General features: G+C 64.5%; 18 protein-coding genes, 1 tRNA gene and 2 pseudogenes. 8 read left to right on the plus strand and 13 right to left on the minus strand.

Features of this window, described 5'->3' with window-relative positions; translation table 11 throughout:
• Window positions 1-14: 14 nt before the first annotated feature.
• From K410_RS0117940 to K410_RS36945, 6 genes are all read right to left on the minus strand, one after another.
• Window positions 15-88, minus strand: a tRNA-Thr gene (locus tag K410_RS0117940).
• A 120-nt stretch (window positions 89-208) separates the two neighbouring features.
• Entirely contained in the window at window positions 209-439 is a 231-nt protein-coding gene (locus tag K410_RS0117950; RefSeq protein ID WP_028136171.1) for a hypothetical protein, read from the minus strand.
• Window positions 436-621, minus strand: coding sequence for a hypothetical protein (locus K410_RS0117955; RefSeq protein ID WP_028136172.1), 186 nt, complete (start codon window positions 619-621; stop codon window positions 436-438). Before K410_RS0117955 ends, K410_RS0117950 begins: the two co-directional genes overlap by 4 nt.
• A 598-nt stretch (window positions 622-1,219) precedes the next feature.
• Window positions 1,220-1,414, minus strand: a complete 195-nt coding sequence (locus tag K410_RS0117970) for a hypothetical protein (protein WP_028136175.1) — start codon at window positions 1,412-1,414, stop codon at window positions 1,220-1,222.
• Window positions 1,411-1,623, minus strand: coding sequence for a hypothetical protein (locus tag K410_RS0117975; protein WP_028136176.1), 213 nt, complete (start codon window positions 1,621-1,623; stop codon window positions 1,411-1,413). Before K410_RS0117975 ends, K410_RS0117970 begins: the two co-directional genes overlap by 4 nt.
• Window positions 1,620-2,465: a hypothetical protein gene (locus K410_RS36945; protein WP_049820084.1), complete on the minus strand. Its 846-nt coding sequence runs from the start codon at window positions 2,463-2,465 to the stop codon at window positions 1,620-1,622. Before K410_RS36945 ends, K410_RS0117975 begins: the two co-directional genes overlap by 4 nt.
• 91 nt (window positions 2,466-2,556) lie before the next feature.
• On the opposite strand from K410_RS36945, the gene K410_RS36950 reads away from it, so the two are divergent.
• From K410_RS36950 to K410_RS36955, 7 genes and pseudogenes are all read left to right on the plus strand, one after another.
• Entirely contained in the window at window positions 2,557-3,222 is a 666-nt protein-coding gene (locus tag K410_RS36950; RefSeq protein ID WP_049820085.1) for a DUF5131 family protein, read from the plus strand.
• Window positions 3,222-3,689 carry a hypothetical protein gene (locus tag K410_RS0117990; RefSeq protein WP_028136177.1) on the plus strand — a complete coding sequence of 156 codons (468 nt, stop codon included), beginning with the start codon at window positions 3,222-3,224 and terminating at the stop codon, window positions 3,687-3,689. Before K410_RS36950 ends, K410_RS0117990 begins: the two co-directional genes overlap by 1 nt.
• Window positions 3,686-3,955, plus strand: coding sequence for a hypothetical protein (locus K410_RS0117995; RefSeq protein ID WP_028136178.1), 270 nt, complete (start codon window positions 3,686-3,688; stop codon window positions 3,953-3,955). Before K410_RS0117990 ends, K410_RS0117995 begins: the two co-directional genes overlap by 4 nt.
• 3 nt (window positions 3,956-3,958) lie before the next feature.
• Window positions 3,959-4,138: pseudogene (locus tag K410_RS41535) on the plus strand (excisionase family DNA-binding protein); the annotation flags it as partial.
• A 23-nt stretch (window positions 4,139-4,161) separates the two neighbouring features.
• Entirely contained in the window at window positions 4,162-5,304 is a 1,143-nt protein-coding gene (locus K410_RS0118000) for a tyrosine-type recombinase/integrase (RefSeq protein WP_028136179.1), read from the plus strand.
• A complete protein-coding gene (locus K410_RS39600) occupies window positions 5,301-6,020 on the plus strand; it encodes a GIY-YIG nuclease family protein (protein ID WP_155253468.1) in 720 nt (239 codons plus the stop codon). The genes K410_RS0118000 and K410_RS39600 overlap by 4 nt, the downstream gene beginning before the upstream one ends.
• A 32-nt stretch (window positions 6,021-6,052) precedes the next feature.
• Window positions 6,053-7,126 (plus strand): annotated as a pseudogene (locus K410_RS36955) (ComEC/Rec2 family competence protein); the annotation flags it as partial.
• Between the two features lie 7 nt (window positions 7,127-7,133).
• Here K410_RS36955 and K410_RS40395 read toward each other — a convergent pair.
• From K410_RS40395 to K410_RS0118035, 6 genes are all read right to left on the minus strand, one after another.
• Window positions 7,134-7,568: a hypothetical protein gene (locus tag K410_RS40395; protein WP_028136180.1), complete on the minus strand. Its 435-nt coding sequence runs from the start codon at window positions 7,566-7,568 to the stop codon at window positions 7,134-7,136.
• A gap of 550 nt (window positions 7,569-8,118) precedes the next feature.
• Window positions 8,119-8,820: a transcriptional repressor LexA gene (lexA, locus tag K410_RS0118015; protein WP_028136181.1), complete on the minus strand. Its 702-nt coding sequence runs from the start codon at window positions 8,818-8,820 to the stop codon at window positions 8,119-8,121.
• 175 nt (window positions 8,821-8,995) lie between these two features.
• Complete coding sequence (locus K410_RS0118020; protein ID WP_028136182.1) at window positions 8,996-10,207, minus strand: molybdopterin molybdotransferase MoeA; 1,212 nt, start codon at window positions 10,205-10,207, stop codon at window positions 8,996-8,998.
• A 207-nt stretch (window positions 10,208-10,414) separates the two neighbouring features.
• Window positions 10,415-10,621: a hypothetical protein gene (locus K410_RS0118025; RefSeq protein ID WP_028136183.1), complete on the minus strand. Its 207-nt coding sequence runs from the start codon at window positions 10,619-10,621 to the stop codon at window positions 10,415-10,417.
• 168 nt (window positions 10,622-10,789) lie between these two features.
• A complete protein-coding gene (locus tag K410_RS0118030) occupies window positions 10,790-11,413 on the minus strand; it encodes an HAD family hydrolase (RefSeq protein WP_028136184.1) in 624 nt (207 codons plus the stop codon).
• A gap of 35 nt (window positions 11,414-11,448) precedes the next feature.
• On the minus strand, window positions 11,449-12,582 hold the full coding sequence (locus K410_RS0118035; protein ID WP_028136185.1) for an alpha-hydroxy acid oxidase: 1,134 nt from the start codon (window positions 12,580-12,582) through the stop codon (window positions 11,449-11,451).
• Between the two features lie 319 nt (window positions 12,583-12,901).
• Here K410_RS0118035 and K410_RS0118040 point away from each other — a divergent pair, with 319 nt between their 5' ends.
• Entirely contained in the window at window positions 12,902-14,239 is a 1,338-nt protein-coding gene (locus K410_RS0118040; protein WP_028136186.1) for a S41 family peptidase, read from the plus strand.
• Window positions 14,240-14,346: 107 nt separating this feature from the next.
• Here K410_RS0118040 and K410_RS0118045 read toward each other — a convergent pair whose 3' ends face one another.
• Complete coding sequence (locus K410_RS0118045; protein ID WP_028136187.1) at window positions 14,347-17,079, minus strand: bifunctional diguanylate cyclase/phosphodiesterase; 2,733 nt, start codon at window positions 17,077-17,079, stop codon at window positions 14,347-14,349.
• Window positions 17,080-17,121: the final 42 nt, after the last annotated feature.

Genomic DNA, 17,121 nt, shown 5'->3' on the forward strand with positions numbered 1-17,121 from the left:
GTTGGTGGTGAAAATGGTGCCGGGCCCTGGAATCGAACCAAGACCCTCAGCTTACAAAGCCGCCGCTCGACCTTCGAGCTAGCCCGGCTATTCGAACTCGAACGGCTCGCCCTCTCGACCGCCAGCGCGGGAGAAGGCGAGCAGGAACAGGCCGAAGCCCATCAGGATCAACGCGACGCCGACGATCTCCTCGAGGGTCGGCATGGTGCTACTCGCCCACCGGGCGAAGCTCGATCTCCTCCCACTCGGTCACGTGGTAGGGTCGCATCGTAACCGTCTGCCCGTTGACGGCAGACATGGACTGCGGCGCACCGGCCTTCCAAGCCTTCGGGAAGAGCGCGACGATGCGCGTCTTGCCGTCCTCGCTGGTGATCCGGTGGATCTTGCCCTCGGTCAGATCGAAGGTGGCATGGCCGGTGTAATTGTGGGTCGGCTTCATGCCGCTTGCTCGACGGCCACGTGCAGCTCTTCGAACGCGAGCTGGGGCTGCGCCGCCTGCAGCGTGTTCAGCATGCTGGAAACCGCCATCAGCACGGCCGCGTAGTCAGCGCCCTGCGGAACGGTCTGGGTGGTCGTGTGCTCCTGGCCGCCAGCCTTCGCAACGATCGTGAGCTTCTTCATGTTGACCTCTGGTGGTCGGACCGGCCGCGTTGCCGCTGCAGCCGGCCCTGAGTGTCGCGCCTGTCGGCAACCGCGCTCGGGTATTGGTGGGCCCGCTCCCTACCGGGCAGGTGGATGAGCGGGCCCTGGCGATCCCGACTCCAGCCCCCCAGGGCGTTCGGGACCAATGAAAAACCCGGCGCGCTGGTGCGGCCGGGTTTCCAATTTCGGGCGAATCGCGCCGCCCTGACAAAATCGACTATCTGCATTTTACGAAAATCTACAATCCCCATGATCTGCAAGGGGTTAGTTCTTCACAGCCGATTTCACAAAATCGCGGCACTCGGAATCAGTCCGCGAACAAAATCCCGAACCTTTCGTAGGCCCACAAGAACCCGAACCACACGACCAGCGCGATCGCGATCATGCCGATGAACTCCCTCCGCATCCCTCGTCTCCGCCCCTGCAGCAGTCCGCTCAACCAGTGCGAATAAATTGTCACTGGAATACTAAGCAGATAGAACCAGATCACCCACTGAGAATTCGCCATCTCGCCCCCAAGTTGTCAAGCTATTCGAACATTCTTGGACGGCGGCGTCAATTGATCCGGACGCAATCCCTACCCTACCCAGAGCCACGCCTTGCCGCTCCATCGGTACTCGCCGAACTCGATCTCCGGGTCGTCGGTGTCGACGAGGGCCGGCAGCGGGCGGCCGCTGTTCGTGTAGAACGCGATGCGCCGAACATCGCCGTGGTGGGCGATGTTCCTCTTGTCGTAGGGGCCGCCGTGGCATGGGCCGTAGCGCAGGCTCATCCCCGCTTCCATCCTTTCGGGATGGTGATGAACGGACGGCGCTGGTGCTCGCCGCAGCCGGGCTTGTCGAGCCCGATGATCGGGTACGTCGAGCGCAGCGTATCGCCCTCCGATCTATCGACCGGAGGGACGCGGTGACACCAGCCGCTTGCGGGGTCGCCCTCATAGGGCAAGGCGAAGCGGCAGGTCCTGCAGGTCGGCAGCGTCATGCGATCTCTCCCGTCTCTGCGTCCGCGATCTCAAGCATTCCCGCCACGGCGCAGGCAAGGCGGAGCTTGGCATCCATCTGCTCGGCGGTGAGGCCGCGCAGCGGGACGACGATGGTGTGGTGATAGCGGCCGTCCGAGCCGGTGATGCCGCGCGATGCCTTCCAGTCCGGGTTGTTGACCAGGCTGAAATGCGTCGGCTTCGACACCACGTTGACGGTGAACCAGTTGACCAGCGCCTCGACCGCGGCCTCGGCGAGCAGCGCGCCGTCGTCCTTGGTCGGCGCCTTCGGCTTCGGCGCGGCTTTGGTCTCGCTGATTAGGCCCATCTGGATCGCGACGTTGTGCAGCACGGCCGCCAGCATACCCTTGTGGATCGGGCCCGGCTCCTCGTTGAGCACGCACACGCGCTCGATCAGAGCCTGCTGGTTGCCGATCCAGTTCTGGACCTGATCGAACGCCTTCTCCGCACGGCGCACGGACTTGTTGTGCCGCTTGAGCTCGTCCGGTGAGAGCCGATCGAGCAGGATGTCCTTGGCGCCAAAGCCGCGCTCGTATGACGGCGAGGCCGCGGTGCGGCGAGGAATCCCCTTCAGGCCCTCGTAGCGGCCGTAGACCTCGGCGATGCGGAAACCCGCATCCACCTCGGCCTCGGACAGCTCCTTGAACATGCCCATGCGGCCGATCACGGTTGCGAGCCGTGGATCGACACCCAGGCGAACGCCATGTTCGCGGATACGGTAGAACACTGCCGGCGCCACGCCCTGCGGCTTGGCCCCGTTAGCCTTGCGCTCCTCCGTACGGCGCGCGCTCGGGTCGTGTGGTTTCTTCAGTCGTGCCAACATTCCCTGTCCCTTTAATCCGCCCCCGGATCGTTGGGTTGGTCGCTTGTGATGCTTACTCGCGTACGATCCGATAGCCTCCGAGAATGAGGGCATGGATCGCGATATTTGCGAGTTCTGCTTCCTCAAGCCGATGGTGGTTATCCGCATCGTGCAAGAGATGCGATTTCCCATCATCGATCGGGACAGCGCTCCCAATCTGACGGTGTTTCGCGACACGATGTGGCCCCTTCCCAACGTCTGGCTCGGCGTCTCGACCGAGCGGCAGAAGGAAGCCGACGCGCGCATTCCAGATCTGCTGGCGACGCCGGCAGCGGTGCGGTTTGTCTCGTTGGAGCCGCTACTGGGCCCGATCGATCTGAAATACGTCGATGAGGGCATCAACGCGCTTTCGAGCAGCACGGGGCCCAATTTGGATTGGGTGATCGCCGGAGGCGAGAGCGGCGACGGCGCGCGCCCGATGCACCCGGATTGGGCGCGCTCGCTGCGCGACCAGTGCGCTGCGGCCGGCGTTCCGTTCTTCTTCAAGCAATGGGGTGCGTGGAGCGAGTTCTACGATCGCGACCGCGATGATCCAGATTGGCGCAACGTCCCGCAGGTCGACCACCAGATGGGCCGCGGAGCCACCCGCTGGCACAATCTCGCTGGCGGCATCGGATTCCACGGTGAGCGCCTGGTTGCCATGCGCAACGTCGGCAAGGGCGCCGCTGGGCGTCTCCTCGACGGCCTCGAGCACAACGGCATGCCGGAGCGTGCCTGATGGCTGTGGAGCTGCTCGTCCGTCCCGACTATCTCAGGCTCGTGCCGGTGACTGCCGGCGACGAAGAGCTGATCGGCACGCTCTCGCAAAAGACGTTCCTGGCGAAGCTGACGCGCACCAGCCCGCGCTCAGTGCTGCAGAACAAATTTTATTGGAAGGTGCTCGCCGAGGTGATCGAGCACCAAGAGGTCTACCACAACCCGATGGAGCTGCACATCGCGCTCAAGGCGCGGCTCGGCTACGTCGAAGAGATCCACCTGATCGGCGGCCGGATGATGACGGTGGTGAAGTCCACCTCGTTCGACCGCATGGATGCCGACGACTTCCGCCAATTCATGGACTCCGCGCTGGCGGTTCTGTGTGAGGAGGTCATCCCTGGCACGCATCAATCCGCGCTCCTCCGCCGTGTCGAGGAGACGTCCGGCATTTCCTACAACGCGCTGTGGCAGGGGGCTAAGGCAGCATGACCTTCGTCGTTCAGTTCATCGACTCCGGCCGCGAACCGACCGTGGCACCCAACCCCGCCTATCCGAACGGGATGGATGTCGATCTGCGGCCTGAGGACAAGCGGACCGTCCTGCACGCGAAGTGCTGCTACGGCGTTCCGTATCCGGCGCCGCGCTGCGGTGCCTACGTCGTGACGTGTGAATCCTGCGGCCTCCGCGTCGCGCTCACGGTCGCCGGTCGGCCGGACGATCCGCGCACCGTCACGTTGCCGTGCAAGGGGAATTGACGGATGGGCGAGAGGGCTCCGGACCGGCTGTTGACGCCAAAGGAGGCTGCGGAGCGCCTCCGCATCACCGTTGAGCAGCTGTCCGGGCTGGTTCACGACGGGGAGATTTCGTACATTTTTGTGGGGCGCGGCTCGAAGCGCCCCCGGCGTCGGTTCACCGATGCTGACATTGACACCTTCATCGAGCGACGCCGAAGGCGAGAAGCATGTCCGTCTATAAGCCCAAAAAGTCGCCGTTCTACCACTACGACTTCCAGCTCGGCGGTCGTCGGTTTTGCGGCTCTACAGAAAGCACGACTCGAAAAGAAGCAAAGGAATTTGAGGCCGCCGAGCGTGAGAGAGCCAAGGGTCTGATCAAGGCAACGAAGCGCGCGCAGACGTCGCTTCTAATCGGGGATGTGGTCGTGCGGCTGTGGAACGATGAGGCTCAATACGATGCCGATCCGGACGCGACGTGGAAGAACCTCGAGCGGCTTGTCGGCTATTTCGGAGAGGCGATGCCGCTGACTGACATCGATCATCCTGCCGCTAAGAAGCTGGTGGCGTGGCGGCGAGGCCATCGCGTTTCGCGCCGTGGCAAGCGCACGAAGGAGCAAGAGCAGGCGTTGCCGCTGGTCTCCAACGGGACGGTCAATCGCTCGACGATCGCTGTGCTGCAGCGTCTTTTCACCTTCGCCAAGGCGGAGCGAGCCACCTTCGAGCACGAGCCGAATTGGGGCGAGCTCTACCTGCCGGAACCCGTGGAGCGCGTGCGCGAATTGATGGACGAGGAAGCGGCCTCGATCGACGCCGCGATGCGCGATGACTATGAACCGTTCTTCGCCCTGGTGCGGGCCAGCGGCATGCGCCTGAAGGAATGCGTGACGCTTCGCTGGTCCGAGGTGAACTTCGGGACGAAGCAGATTGTCCGAACGGGGAAGGGCGGCCGGCGCGTCGTGTTTCCGATCACGGAGGCTATTCGGGAGATCCTGTGGCCCTTGCAGGGCCATCATGCCGAGTTCGTGTTCACCTATGTTGCGATCTACGGCAACAGGCGAATGGGGATCGTGCGGGGCCAGCGCTACCCGATCACTTACAGCGGCACCAAGGCGGCCTGGCAGACGCTGCGCCGCCGCGCCAAGCTCTCAGATTTCCGCTTCCACGACTATCGCCATGACTTCGGCACGAAGCTCCTGCGGGACAGCGGCAACCTCAAGCTGGTGCAGAAGGCGCTCAATCACCGCGACATCAAATCGACGCTGCGCTACGCGCACGTGCTCGACGAAGACGTCGCGGATGCGGTCGAACGGCTTGCAAAAGCCAGATCAATCAGGGTGGATTCGCCCCAAAAGAAGGTCGTTCAGAAGTGACCGTCTACAAGTCGAAAAATTCGCCCTATTATCAGTTTGATTTTCAGCGCGGCGGTCGCCGATATAACGGCTCCACGAAGCGCACCGATCGGACTGAAGCGGAAGCCGTGGAGCGCGCGCTGATAGAAAGGGCTGAACGCGAAGCCGAGGTTGCTTTCAGAGCAGCAACATCGCCTGAGTTGATCGCCGTGTTGCCGCGCCACGTAACTCGATCTCCGTTCAAAACTGGATGGAGATACTCGTTCTCCGTCCCGGCCAAGGCGCAACGGGCTGGATGTCCGCTGCGGAGCGAGGTTCTAGGAACTGACTACGATACTGCTGTTGCTCGCGCCGAAGGTGTTCTTTTGCCGGCGCTGGATAAGTGGTGGTCGGACTACCATGAGCGTGAGCTCATGTCGGAGATTCCTGGAAAGCCTCCGATCGACCTGAAGTCATCACCGCCATGGGTTGGCGTCTATCTTCTAATGCTAAAAGGGAAGGTTGTTTACGTGGGGTCGAGCCGACGGATGCCTAGGCGAGTAGAGACCCATCGCCTGAACGGACGTCCATTCGATGATGTGTTTTATATTGCAACTGATGAACATCAACGCCTTAAGCTCGAGGCTACCCTGATCAAATCTCTAAACCCAATTCAGAATAGGCAATGGACGAATGTCAATTCTGACGACGTCCGCTCCCGAACAGACTCCCGAGCAGCCCAGCGCAAGGCAAGCTAAGGCACGGCACACATTATGGATTTCGCAACAGCTATCCGAGCTTCCAGATGTCGTTTGCTGCAACGCTCGGGCTGGTGGCGCTGGTGCAGATCGGCATGCCGAACCTGCTGGCCGCGCCCGATCATTCGGCGACCGCACGCGTGGCGCTGTGGGGCGGCCGCGAGATCGCGATGCTGTTCCTGGCCTCGCTGATCGCGGGGCTTGCGACCACGCCCTATGCCGCCTTCCACTTCCATCGCGTCACGCCCTATGGCGTGCTCGCCAATCTCGGGGCGATGCCGGTGGTCTCAGTGCTGGTGATGCCGGCGGGGCTGTTGGGATTGCTCGCAGCGCCGTTCGGGCTCGATGGCGTGTTCTGGTGGTTGATGGGACTGGGTATCGACTGGATGGTCGCGGTCTCGCGCTGGGTGGCGGCGCTGCCGGGCGCGGTCGGCCGCATTCCGGCGTTCGGCATCGCGCCGCTGATCGCCGCGAGCCTCGGCATCATCCTGATGGGCCTGTTGCGCACGCCCCTGCGCTGGTGCGGTGCCGTGGTGCTGCTGGCTTCCATCGCCTGGGGCCTGTCCGCGCGGCAGCCTGATGTCCTGATTGCCGGGGACGGCGCCAGCGTCGCGGTGCGGGGCAGGGATGGGCGTCTGCACCTGATCAGGGCGGGCAAGGACGGTTTCCTGCTGAAGGAGTGGCTGGCGGCCGACGCCGATCCGCGCGATGCCGGCAGCAGCGCGTTGGCCGAGGGAGTGTCGTGCGACGAATCCGGCTGCGTGACACCGCTCGCCGACGGACGCCTGGTCGCGCTGGCCTCGCGGATCGATGCGCTGGCGGACGATTGCAGCCGCGCCGCGCTGGTGGTGACGGCGCGGCCCGCGCCGCCCGATTGCGCGGCGATGGTGGTGGATCGGCAGCGGCTCGCGCGCCAGGGCGCGCTGGCGCTGACACGGCATGGCGACGGATTTGCGGTTCAGGCGGTCAAGGCGAGAGGTGCAGACCGCCCCTGGTCGCCGGCGGCCGCCGGCGAGGGAGATTTCGAAGGAGCCCTCATGCCGAGGCCGGCTCCGCGCGTCCGCGACGCTACGCCGTCGGAGGCCGATCTTCAGGCCGAGGACTGAGCTTTGATCAGCCGATCGGTTGGCGCGTGACCGCCGCTCGACTGTCGGCGATGATCTCAGGCTTGTGCTCGCGCTCGCCGACCGGCTGCGTCACCGGCAGCTGCAGCACGGTTGCGCGCTGGCCTTCGACCAGCTGCGTCACCAGCACGTATTTGCCGTCAGGAAATTCGATCGCGTCGTGATGGCGATCGGGAATGTGCGGATCGATCTTGCCGAACTTGCCGACGCGGGAGTTGACGGTGCGCGTCCAGATCCAGCGGTTGTCGTAACGGACGTTGTCGGCGAAGGCGAGCTCCGTCCCCGGCAGCAGGCAGACCGCAACGGACAGATCGGCTTCGGAGGCGAAGCCGCGCGTCGAGGTGCCGCGGAAGGTTGTCGTGACGATCGTCTCTCCGACCTCAGCGGGACGCGTCGCGACGGCATGCAGGCTGTAGTCACACATCGGGTGCTCCTCATGCGAAGATGGCGACCCGCGTCTCGTCGAGGCGCAGGCCTCAATCAGAGTGGAAGCCTGCAACGCTCTGCTTGGTTATGGGCAAATCTGCGGCTCGCGTCCGCAGCGCGCGATCACATTATCTTTCCCGGATTCGATAGGAACAAACATCGCATCCTTGCATTTGGCCGGCGTATCAGCACTGCCGGCACGCGCAGGGCTATCGCATGTGGCGATGGTCACCAGCTGCCTCCGCAGCGTCATGGCCGGGCTTGTCCCGGCCATCCACGCCTTCCACGCAGCACAATGAACGTGGATGCCCGGGACAAGCCCGGGCATGACGACCTCTGCAAAATTCAAATGCGATTGCCCTGCACTCTGGCGGCGGAGCGAAATGGCCGCGCGCCTGCGCTTGCGAACCGGATGTCGCGCGGAAGAGGAGCCGGACGGTCAGCGCAGAACCAGAGGGACCATCCAGCCGGAGCGGACCAAGCGTTCGCTCCAATCTTGGATCGACGGTGCCGATCGAAAGCGCGCGCGGCGCTTGAAGCTCCGGGTATCAGTACTTCCGGTAAAGCCCGATCAGCTTGCCCTGAATCTTCACGCGGTTCGGCGGCAGGATGCGCACCTCATAAGCGGCATTGGCCGGCTCGAGTGCGATCGAGGCCCCGCGGCGGCGGAAACGCTTGAGCGTGGCCTCCTCGTCGTCGATCAGCGCCACCACGATGTCGCCGGTATCGGCGCTCTCGTTGCGCTGGATCAGCGCCATGTCGCCGTCGAGGATACCGGCCTCCACCATGGAATCGCCGCGCACTTCGAGCGCATAGTGCTCGCCCGTGCCGAGCATGTCGGGCGGGACGCTGATGGTGTGGCTGCGGGTCTGCAACGCCTCGATCGGCGTGCCGGCCGCGATACGGCCCATCACGGGCACCGCAACGGGCCGCTCGCCCTCGTCCATGGAGGGGCTGGAGCTGGCGCGGACCTTGCCGAGATTGCCCTCGATGACGCTCGGCGTGAAGCCGCGACGGGCGCCGGCGGCAGCCTGGAGCTCCGGCAGCTTAATCACTTCGATGGCGCGTGCGCGGTTGGGCAGGCGGCGGATGAAGCCGCGCTCCTCGAGCGCGGTGATCAGGCGGTGGATGCCCGACTTCGAGCGCAGGTCGAGCGCATCCTTCATCTCGTCGAAGGAGGGCGGCACACCGCTTTCCTTCAAACGTTCGCTGATGAACCTCAGAAGCTCGTATTGTTTGCGCGTTAACATCTCGACCAAAGTCCCCCGGTTGATGTCGTTCGATTCCGAGACGATGAGTTCAGCGATAAGCCGCTACATGCTCGAAACAAATCATGAACGGACACTATATGTTCGATACATGTTCCGCAACTGCTTAATTTACCGTGAACGGCGGCGAGCTCGCGGAATGTGTGTGGCCGTGCACTCAGACGGGGAGCCGCAGCACCTCGCAAGGGCTGCCGGCCTCGGCCTTCGGCGCGAACGGTGCGCGCACGAGAAGTACCTGTGCCGCAGCAAGATTCGCAAGCAGAGAGGAATCCTGATGGCTGACGGGAACGGCGACTTGCGCACCGTCGTCGCGCAGTTCCAGGCGCGCGCGCAGGTAATCCTCGCGCTGGTCGTTGGCGCCGAGATCCTTGCCCAGCACGGCGCGCTCGCGGCGATGATGAATCACTGAACGGCCCGACAAGGCGCGAATCAACGGCACCATGAACAGGAACGCGCACACGTAGGACGACACGGGATTGCCGGGCAGGCCGATCACGCGCATTGCGCCGAGCCGTCCGTGCATCATCGGCTTGCCGGGCCGGATCGCGATCTTCCAGAACGCCATCGAGATGCCTTCGCCCCGCAGCGCCTGCTGGACCAGATCATGGTCGCCGACCGACGCGCCGCCGGTCGTGACCAGGATGTCAGCACCGCTCTCGCGGGCGCGGCGGATTCCGGCGGAGGTGGCCTCCAGCGTGTCGGCGGCGACACCGAGGTCGATGGTCTCGGCGCCCTCGCTGCGGGCGAGCGCATGCAGGGCGTAGCCGTTGGAATAGACGATCTGGCCGTGCCCGGGCGTGGTGCCCGGCCTCACCAGTTCGTCGCCGGTGGCGAGGATCGCAACCTTGGGACGGCGGCAGACGGCGAGATCCGGGTGATTCATCGCCGCGGCAAGCGCGAGATCGCGCTCCGTCAGGCGGGTTCCCTTGCGCAGGAGCACGTCACCCTCGCGGAAATCGACCCCGGCCGGGCGGACGTGCCGTCCGGCGATCGCGGCTTCCTTGATGGTGACGCTGTTGCCGTCCGCGACAGTGTCCTCCTGGATCACGACCGCGTCCGCTCCGTCCGGGATGACGCCGCCGGTAAAGATCCGCACGGCTTCGCCGGCGCCAACTGCTCTCGCGAAAGGACGGCCGGCTGCGATCTCGCCAATCACCGTCAGCCGGGAATCGACCGTTGCCGCATCGGCCGCGCGCACGGCGTAGCCGTCCATCGCCGACATCGCCTGCGGCGGCTGCGTGCGGCGCGCCGCGACGTCATGCGCGAGCACGCGGTGATAGGCCTCGTCGAGCGAAACCATCTGTTCAGGCAGCGGCTCTGCACCTGCCAGCACCGCAGCAAGGGCGTCGGAAACCGGCATCAGGGCCACGGGCGAAACTCCTGCTCGCACATCGTTCAATAGGGCGGCGAGAGTTCTAGCTGACTGCAGACGCGAGGCAAAGCAGCACGCAGGATGATCTATCCTGCGTGCTCTCCGTGATCGAGCAAGTGCAAGTCCGCACACGTGATTCTAAAGGCGAAACGCCGGCATGAGCCTGGCCGACACTGAGCTGGCCAGCGCCACCCGGTGATGTGATCAAGGTGCCGTCGGATCGTCCGGACTGACGTCCCATGCGACGTCGGGAGGTTTGGGGCCCTGGTCCCTGTCGGGGAGCGGATCGGCCTGCGATTTCAGGTCCGCAGCCTTGCTGATCAGCTTGGCGGAAAGCTCGGAATCCGAGGTGTTTTTTGCGAATTCAAGCAGCAGAGAAGCTTGCTTGGTGAGATAGGTTTTGCCCAGCACGTCGATCAGTCCGATGTAGAAGTCCCAACAGACTCATGAGTCCGAAGGGTGGTATTCCGTTCCGGGAACTCCGTATAAAAATGCACAAAGGGATCAGGTTCCACAGTTTTTGTAAATTTGGTTCCGAACGCGGCTTGCAATTGGGCTGCTTCTAGCGACGGGCCGGGGTCAAATGCCCAACGCCTTCAATGCGTTCCCGACGTCGCGCGGCGATGTCACGTGCACGGCCGTCAATCCGCGCGCCCGCGCGCCCTCGATGTTCTCTTCGAGATCGTCGAAGAACACGATGCGCTCGGCCGGCACGCCGATCGCCGCGACGACATGGTCGAAAGCGTCTGCGTCCGGTTTGCGCAGGCCGATGCTGGATGACAGGTACAGCTCGCGGAAATGGCCGAGCAGACCGGCATATTCCTTCGAGAAGTAATCGACATGCGGCCGATTGGTGTTGGAGAAGGCGTAGAGCGGCACCTGCTTTGCCGCACGCGGCAACAGCTCGGCGATCTCAGGCATCTCGCCGGCGAAGATCGCGTTCCAGCCCTCCAGGAACTGGGCGTCCGAGATGCCGATCCCCAGTGAAGCGCGTAACGAGGCGAAATAGTCGGCGTCGCTGATCTTGCCGACCTCGTGCAGCCGGTAGGCCTCGTCGCGCACATAGCGCGCGAGGATGCTTTCGGGTTGGCAGCCGGCGTGCCCCGCCCAGCAGGCGATCGCCTTGGAGAAGTCGATGTCGAGGACCACGCGCCCGAGATCGAACAGAAGCGCATCCGCGCTGCCGGGAGAGAGCGATGTCATGGCGTCCTTTTCACCTCAGCGTCGGAGTCCGCAGGTCAGTACCGATAAGGCTCGTGGTCGAACAGCGGGAACGCGCTGACCACGCTCGGCGCGTTGGTGGCGGTCGCCGGATGCAGGCAGGATTTGTCGATCTCGGCAAACGATGTGGCGCCCAACAGGCCGAGGCAGCGCAGCACCTCGTCTTCCAACAGCTCCAGCATCCGCGTGATGCCGGCTTCGCCTGAGGCCGCCAGCGCCCAGCATTGCAGCCGGCCGATGCCGACGAGATCTGCGCCTGCCGCAATCGCCTTGACGATGTCGGTGCCGCGACAGATGCCGCCGTCGACCATGATCTTGGCGCGGCCCTTCACGGCCTCGACGATCTCGGGCAGCACGTGCATGGCACCGCGGCCGTGGTCGAGCTGGCGGCCGCCATGGTTGGAGACGTAGATCCATTCGACGCCGTGATCGACCGCGATCAGGGCGTCCTCGGCGGTGGCGATGCCCTTCAGGATCAGCGGGATCTTGTACCTGTCCTTGATCATCTTCACGGTCCGCCACTCCAGCCCCTTCTGGTAATCGCCACCGGTGGCGCGCAGGCGGCTCTCGCGAACATAGCGCTTGGCGATGTCACGTTCGCGACGGCTGTAATGGGCGGTGTCCACGGTCAGGCAGAACGCGGCGTAGCCGTTCTTCTCGCTCCGGCTGACGACATCGGCGACGAAAGCATCGTCGCCGCGGACATAAAGCTGGTACAGCCGGAGCGCATCGGGCGCCGCCTCGGCGGTCTTCTCCAGGCCGGGCTCGGACACCGAGCTCAGCATGTGCGCCGCACCGAAGGTGCCGGCACCGCGCGCGACGCTCGCCGCACCATTCGGATCGAAGATTTCGAGCGCTCCGACGGGCGCGAGCACCACCGGCAGGCGCATCCTGCGGCCGAACTGCTGAACCGAGCCATCCACCTTGCGGACGTCGCGCAGCACGCGGGGGCGAAAGGCGATCTCGTCCAGCGCCATGCGGTTGCGGCGCATCGTGGTCTCGGTCTCGGCGGCGCCGACGATGTAATCCCAGGCGTTCTGGTTGAGGTTGGCCCGCGCTTTCCGGATGAATTCGTGCAGGTTCTGGAACGGCTCGTTGCTGGCGCCGAGTTCGACGTTCCGTTCTGCCCGGATGCCGGGTGCTTCGTTCATTGTTATCCTCCCGAGAATTTGAACCCTTATCTCATCGCCTAACCCGTCCAGCCCTGCAAAACTATCCTAGATTTGCATGGCTGCGAGGCGCGGACCGGCCTACGATTCCGCTTGCAGGTAGGCCAGTCCCGCAACGTTGCCAAAAGTTTAGGTCCGGGCGAAGCGATTTCTGCGGCGTACCCGTCGGCGTGGTATCCCGGCCTTGAAGAAACCAGAATGGTATTGTGAGAAGCGGGCTGGATCGCCAATTGCATGGCGTCTCCCATGTCTCACGAGACAAGTTCGAAGCGAACCGCCAAGCAAGAAGGCAAGCCCATCCATGCGGAAATCCCTGCTGTTCCCTCTGGGCGCGCTCACCGGAGCGTGTCTCACCCTTCTTGTGGCCAGTCCGCACGGCGGTGTCTGGGCGGCACGGGCGGCGGCGAGCGCGGACGACGCCTATTCCCAGCTCAATTTGTTCGGCTCGGTGTTCGAGCGCGTGAAGGCGAGCTATGTCGAGAAGCCCGACAATGCCAAGCTGATCGAGGGCGCGATCACCGGCATGGTGACCTCGCTCGATCCGCATTCGCGCTACATGAATGCAAAGGCCTGGACCGAGATGCAGGAGACCACCTCCGGCGAGTTCGGCGGCCTCGGCATCGAGGTCACGATGGAAGACGGCCTCGTCAAGGTGGTCTCGCCGATCGACGATACGCCCGCCTCGAAGGCCGGCCTGATGTCCGGTGACCTCATCAGCAAGATCGACGGCGAGGCGGTGCAGGGCATGACGCTCGAGCAGGCCGTCAACAAGATGAAGGGCCCGGTCGATACCAAGACCAAGCTCACCATCATGCGCAAGGGCGCGGACGCGCCGCTCGAAGTGGCGATCACGCGCGAGATCATCCATGTGCGCCCGGTGCGCTTCCGGGTCGAGAACGGCGACATCGGTTATATCCGCATCACCTCGTTCAACGAGCAGACCACCGACGGCCTGAAGAAGGCGATCGCGTCGATCTCCAAGCAGGTGTCGCCGGAGAAGCTCACTGGCTACGTCGTGGACCTGCGCAACAATCCGGGCGGTCTGCTCGACCAGGCGGTGTCGGTGTCGAGCGCGTTCCTGCAACGCGGCGAGGTCGTTTCGACCCGCGGCCGCAGTCCGGAGGAGACGCAGCGCTTCACCGCCCATGGCGGCGACCTCACCAAGGGCAAGCCGCTGGTGGTGCTGATCAATGGCGGCTCGGCCTCGGCCTCGGAGATCGTGGCCGGCGCCCTGCATGACCACAAGCGCGCCACGATCATCGGCACGCGCTCGTTCGGAAAGGGCTCGGTGCAGACGATCATTCCGCTCGGGTCCGGCAATGGCGCGCTGGCGCTGACGACGGCGCGCTATTACACGCCGTCGGGCCGCTCGATCCAGGCCCAGGGTATCGCCCCCGACATCGAGATTCTGCAGGACGTGCCGCCCGAGCTGAAGGGCCGCATGGACACCATGGCGGAGTCCCAGATGCGCGGACATCTGTCGGCCGGCGAGGGTGGCGAGCAGACGGGGTCACAGTCTTACGTTCCGCCGGAAGAGAAGGACGACAAGGCGCTGCACGCGGCCTACGACTTCCTGCACGGCGTCACCGCGAACGCGGTTGCGGCGAAACGCGCATCGAAGGGCGCGGTGCCGAACTAGGTTTTGCGACTTTCAGAGCTTGATATCGCCCGGGAGTGCATCGGCACTTCCGGGCGATTTCGTTTGGGCGGTCTCGGTGACCGGTAGGCTGCAGGGCTGCATCGGCGCTAACCCGTCCCGCGGCGGCGGCTGCCGCTGCCTTCGCGCTGGGCCAGCCGGCTGCGATGCAGCGCGAACAGCTCCAGCATCTTGTCGGCGGGCCTGGCGGCGCTGAACAGATAGCCCTGCATCTCGGAGCAGCCGAGCGCACGCAGCAGGCGCTGCTGCTCCTCGGTCTCGACGCCCTCGGCCGTGGTGGTCATGCGGCGCGCGGCCGCCAGGTTGACGACGGCCTGGACGATGCTGGCGGAGCCATCGGGGCGGGCGATGTCCTCGACGAAGCAGCGGTCGATCTTGATCTTGTCGAACGGGAAGCGGTGCAGGTAGCTCAGCGACGAGTAACCGGTGCCGAAATCGTCGAGCGCGATGCGGACGCCGATGGCGCGGAGCTGGTGCAGGATCGCGAGCGCGGCATCGTCGTCGCGGATCAGGACCGCCTCGGTGATCTCGAGCTCGAGCCGGCTCGCCGGCAGGTTCGAGGCGGCGAGCGCCGCCATGATCTTCAGGGCCAGGGTGCCGCTCTTGAATTGCACCGGCGAGACGTTGACCGCGAGGCGGATGTCGTCGGGCCAGCTCACGGCGTCCCGGCAGGCCGTCGCCAGCACCCATTCGCCGATCTCGTTGATCAGGCCGGTATCTTCGGCGATCGGGATGAACTCCGCCGGCGAGACCATGCCGCGCTCGGGATGGCGCCAGCGCACCAGGGCCTCGCAGCCGGTGATGCGGTCGTCCTTCAGGCTGAGGCAGGGCTGGTAATAGACTTCGAGGCCTCCTTCGCGGCCTCCTTGGGCGATGGCGTGGCGCAGGTCGCCTTCGAGCTGCCGGCGCTCGCGCACCTTGGCATCCATCTCCGGCTCGAAGAAGCGATAGGTGCGGCGTCCGGCGGACTTGGCGGCGTACATCGCCATGTCCGCATTCTTGAGGATCTGGTCGAGCACCGTGCCGTGTTCCGGCGCGAGCGCGATGCCGATGCTGGCGTCGGTGGTGAGATGATGGCCCATGCAGTCGAACGGCGTGCGGATGGCCGCGAACACCCGCGCGACGAGTTCGTCGACCTGGTCTCGTGAGGCCACCGCGCTCTGGACCACGGCGAATTCGTCGCCGCCGAGCCGCGCCACGAAATCCGCCGGGCCCGCACAGCGGCGCAGGCTTGCGGCAACCGATTTCAACAATTCGTCGCCGACGAGGTGGCCGAGTGCGTCGTTGACGCCCTTGAACTCGTCGATGTCGATATAGTGCACCGCGATCTCTTCGCCATTGCCGGCCGCGGCCAGCTCGTTGCGCAGATGCTCGTGGAACATGGCGCGGTTGGGCAAATCGGTCAGCGCGTCGTAAAGGGCGAGGTGCGTGATGCGCTCCTCGATGCGGCGGCGCTCGGTGATGTCCTCATGGGTCGCCACCCAGCCGCCGTCCGCGAGCGGCTCGTTGAGGATGTGGATCGAGCGGCCGTCGGAGGTCTCGACCACCATGGAGTTGCGCGTGTGGATGTCCTTCAGCACGCGTGCGACGTAGGCGCCGACGTCGCCCGTGAACGAGCCGGTTGCCTTGCGATGGGCGATGATGTCGTGAAAACTGCAGCCGGGCTTCACGATCTTGCGCGACAATCCGTACATTTCGATGTAGCGCTGGTTGCAGACCACCAGCCGTTGCTCGGCGTCGAACAGCAGCAGACCCTGCGTCATGTTGTTGACGGCGCGGTCGAGCCGCTGCTTCTCCAGAGTCAGCCGCTCGCGCGAGGCGCGATGCTGCTCCAGCAGCTTGCGCACGACCGCGATCAGCACGCCTGCGATGGCGAGTGCGGAGGCGGCGGCGACCGAGACCAGCATGCCGATCTGCTCGCGCCAGTCGGTCAGGGCCGCGGCACGCGTCGTGGTGGCCATCATCAGGATCGGGAAATTGGGCAATGCGCGCGAGGAGATCAGTCGATCTTCGCCGTCGATGGGGCTGGTGAAACGGCCGGCGAAATGATCGAGCCCGAAAACCCGCTGCTGTTCGAACTCACCGGTCTTGAAGTTTCGTCCCATCAATTCGCTGGAATGGGGATAACGGGCGAGCAGCGTGCCGTCCCGATGCAGCATCGAGATCGTCGCGCCTTCGCCGAGCGCGACGGAAGCGAAGAACCTTTCGAAATTGGCGGGCTCGATACCGCGTCCGACGACACCTAGGAATTCGCCGTTGGGCCCGACGATCCTCCGTGCCACCAAGACGGTCCAGGCACCGGAGATGCGGCTGTGCAATGGCTCGATCAAGACGTCGGGCGAATTGGGGTCGTACCTGAAGGTGCGAAAATAGGCGCGGTCGGCCACGTTGACCTTGGGAGCCGGCCACGTCGTCGATGAATTGATCAGGTTGCCTTCGGCATCGATGATGTTGACGCCGCCGATATAGGGCAGCGCCTCGATCTTCGAACGCAGCATCCGGTGCACGTCCTGACCGGAGAGGCGCGCACGGAAGTCCGCGACGCTCGATACGCCGATCGAACGCGCGTGATCGACGAAGTCTTTCTGGATGACCGCGAAATCCTGCAATTGCTGGTCGAAGTGATGCGCAAGCATCAGCACGGTGTTTTCCAGCTCGCGGCTGGAGTTGCGCAGCGCCCGGTCGCGGAAATTCTGCGCCATCAGGACGGAGCCTATGGCGATGGCCGCGATCAGCAGCGTGCCGCCCACCACCAGCCAGCGGATCGGTCCGCTGCGCACGAAGGCCTGGTCAAAGAAGCGACTGCCGAATCCTGTCTTCATGCCGATCATTGCCGCGCACACCTCAGGATCAACTTCTGGCCC

The organism is Bradyrhizobium sp. 22, from assembly GCF_000482425.1.
Taxonomy (GTDB): Bacteria; Pseudomonadota; Alphaproteobacteria; order Rhizobiales; family Xanthobacteraceae; genus Bradyrhizobium; species Bradyrhizobium japonicum_B.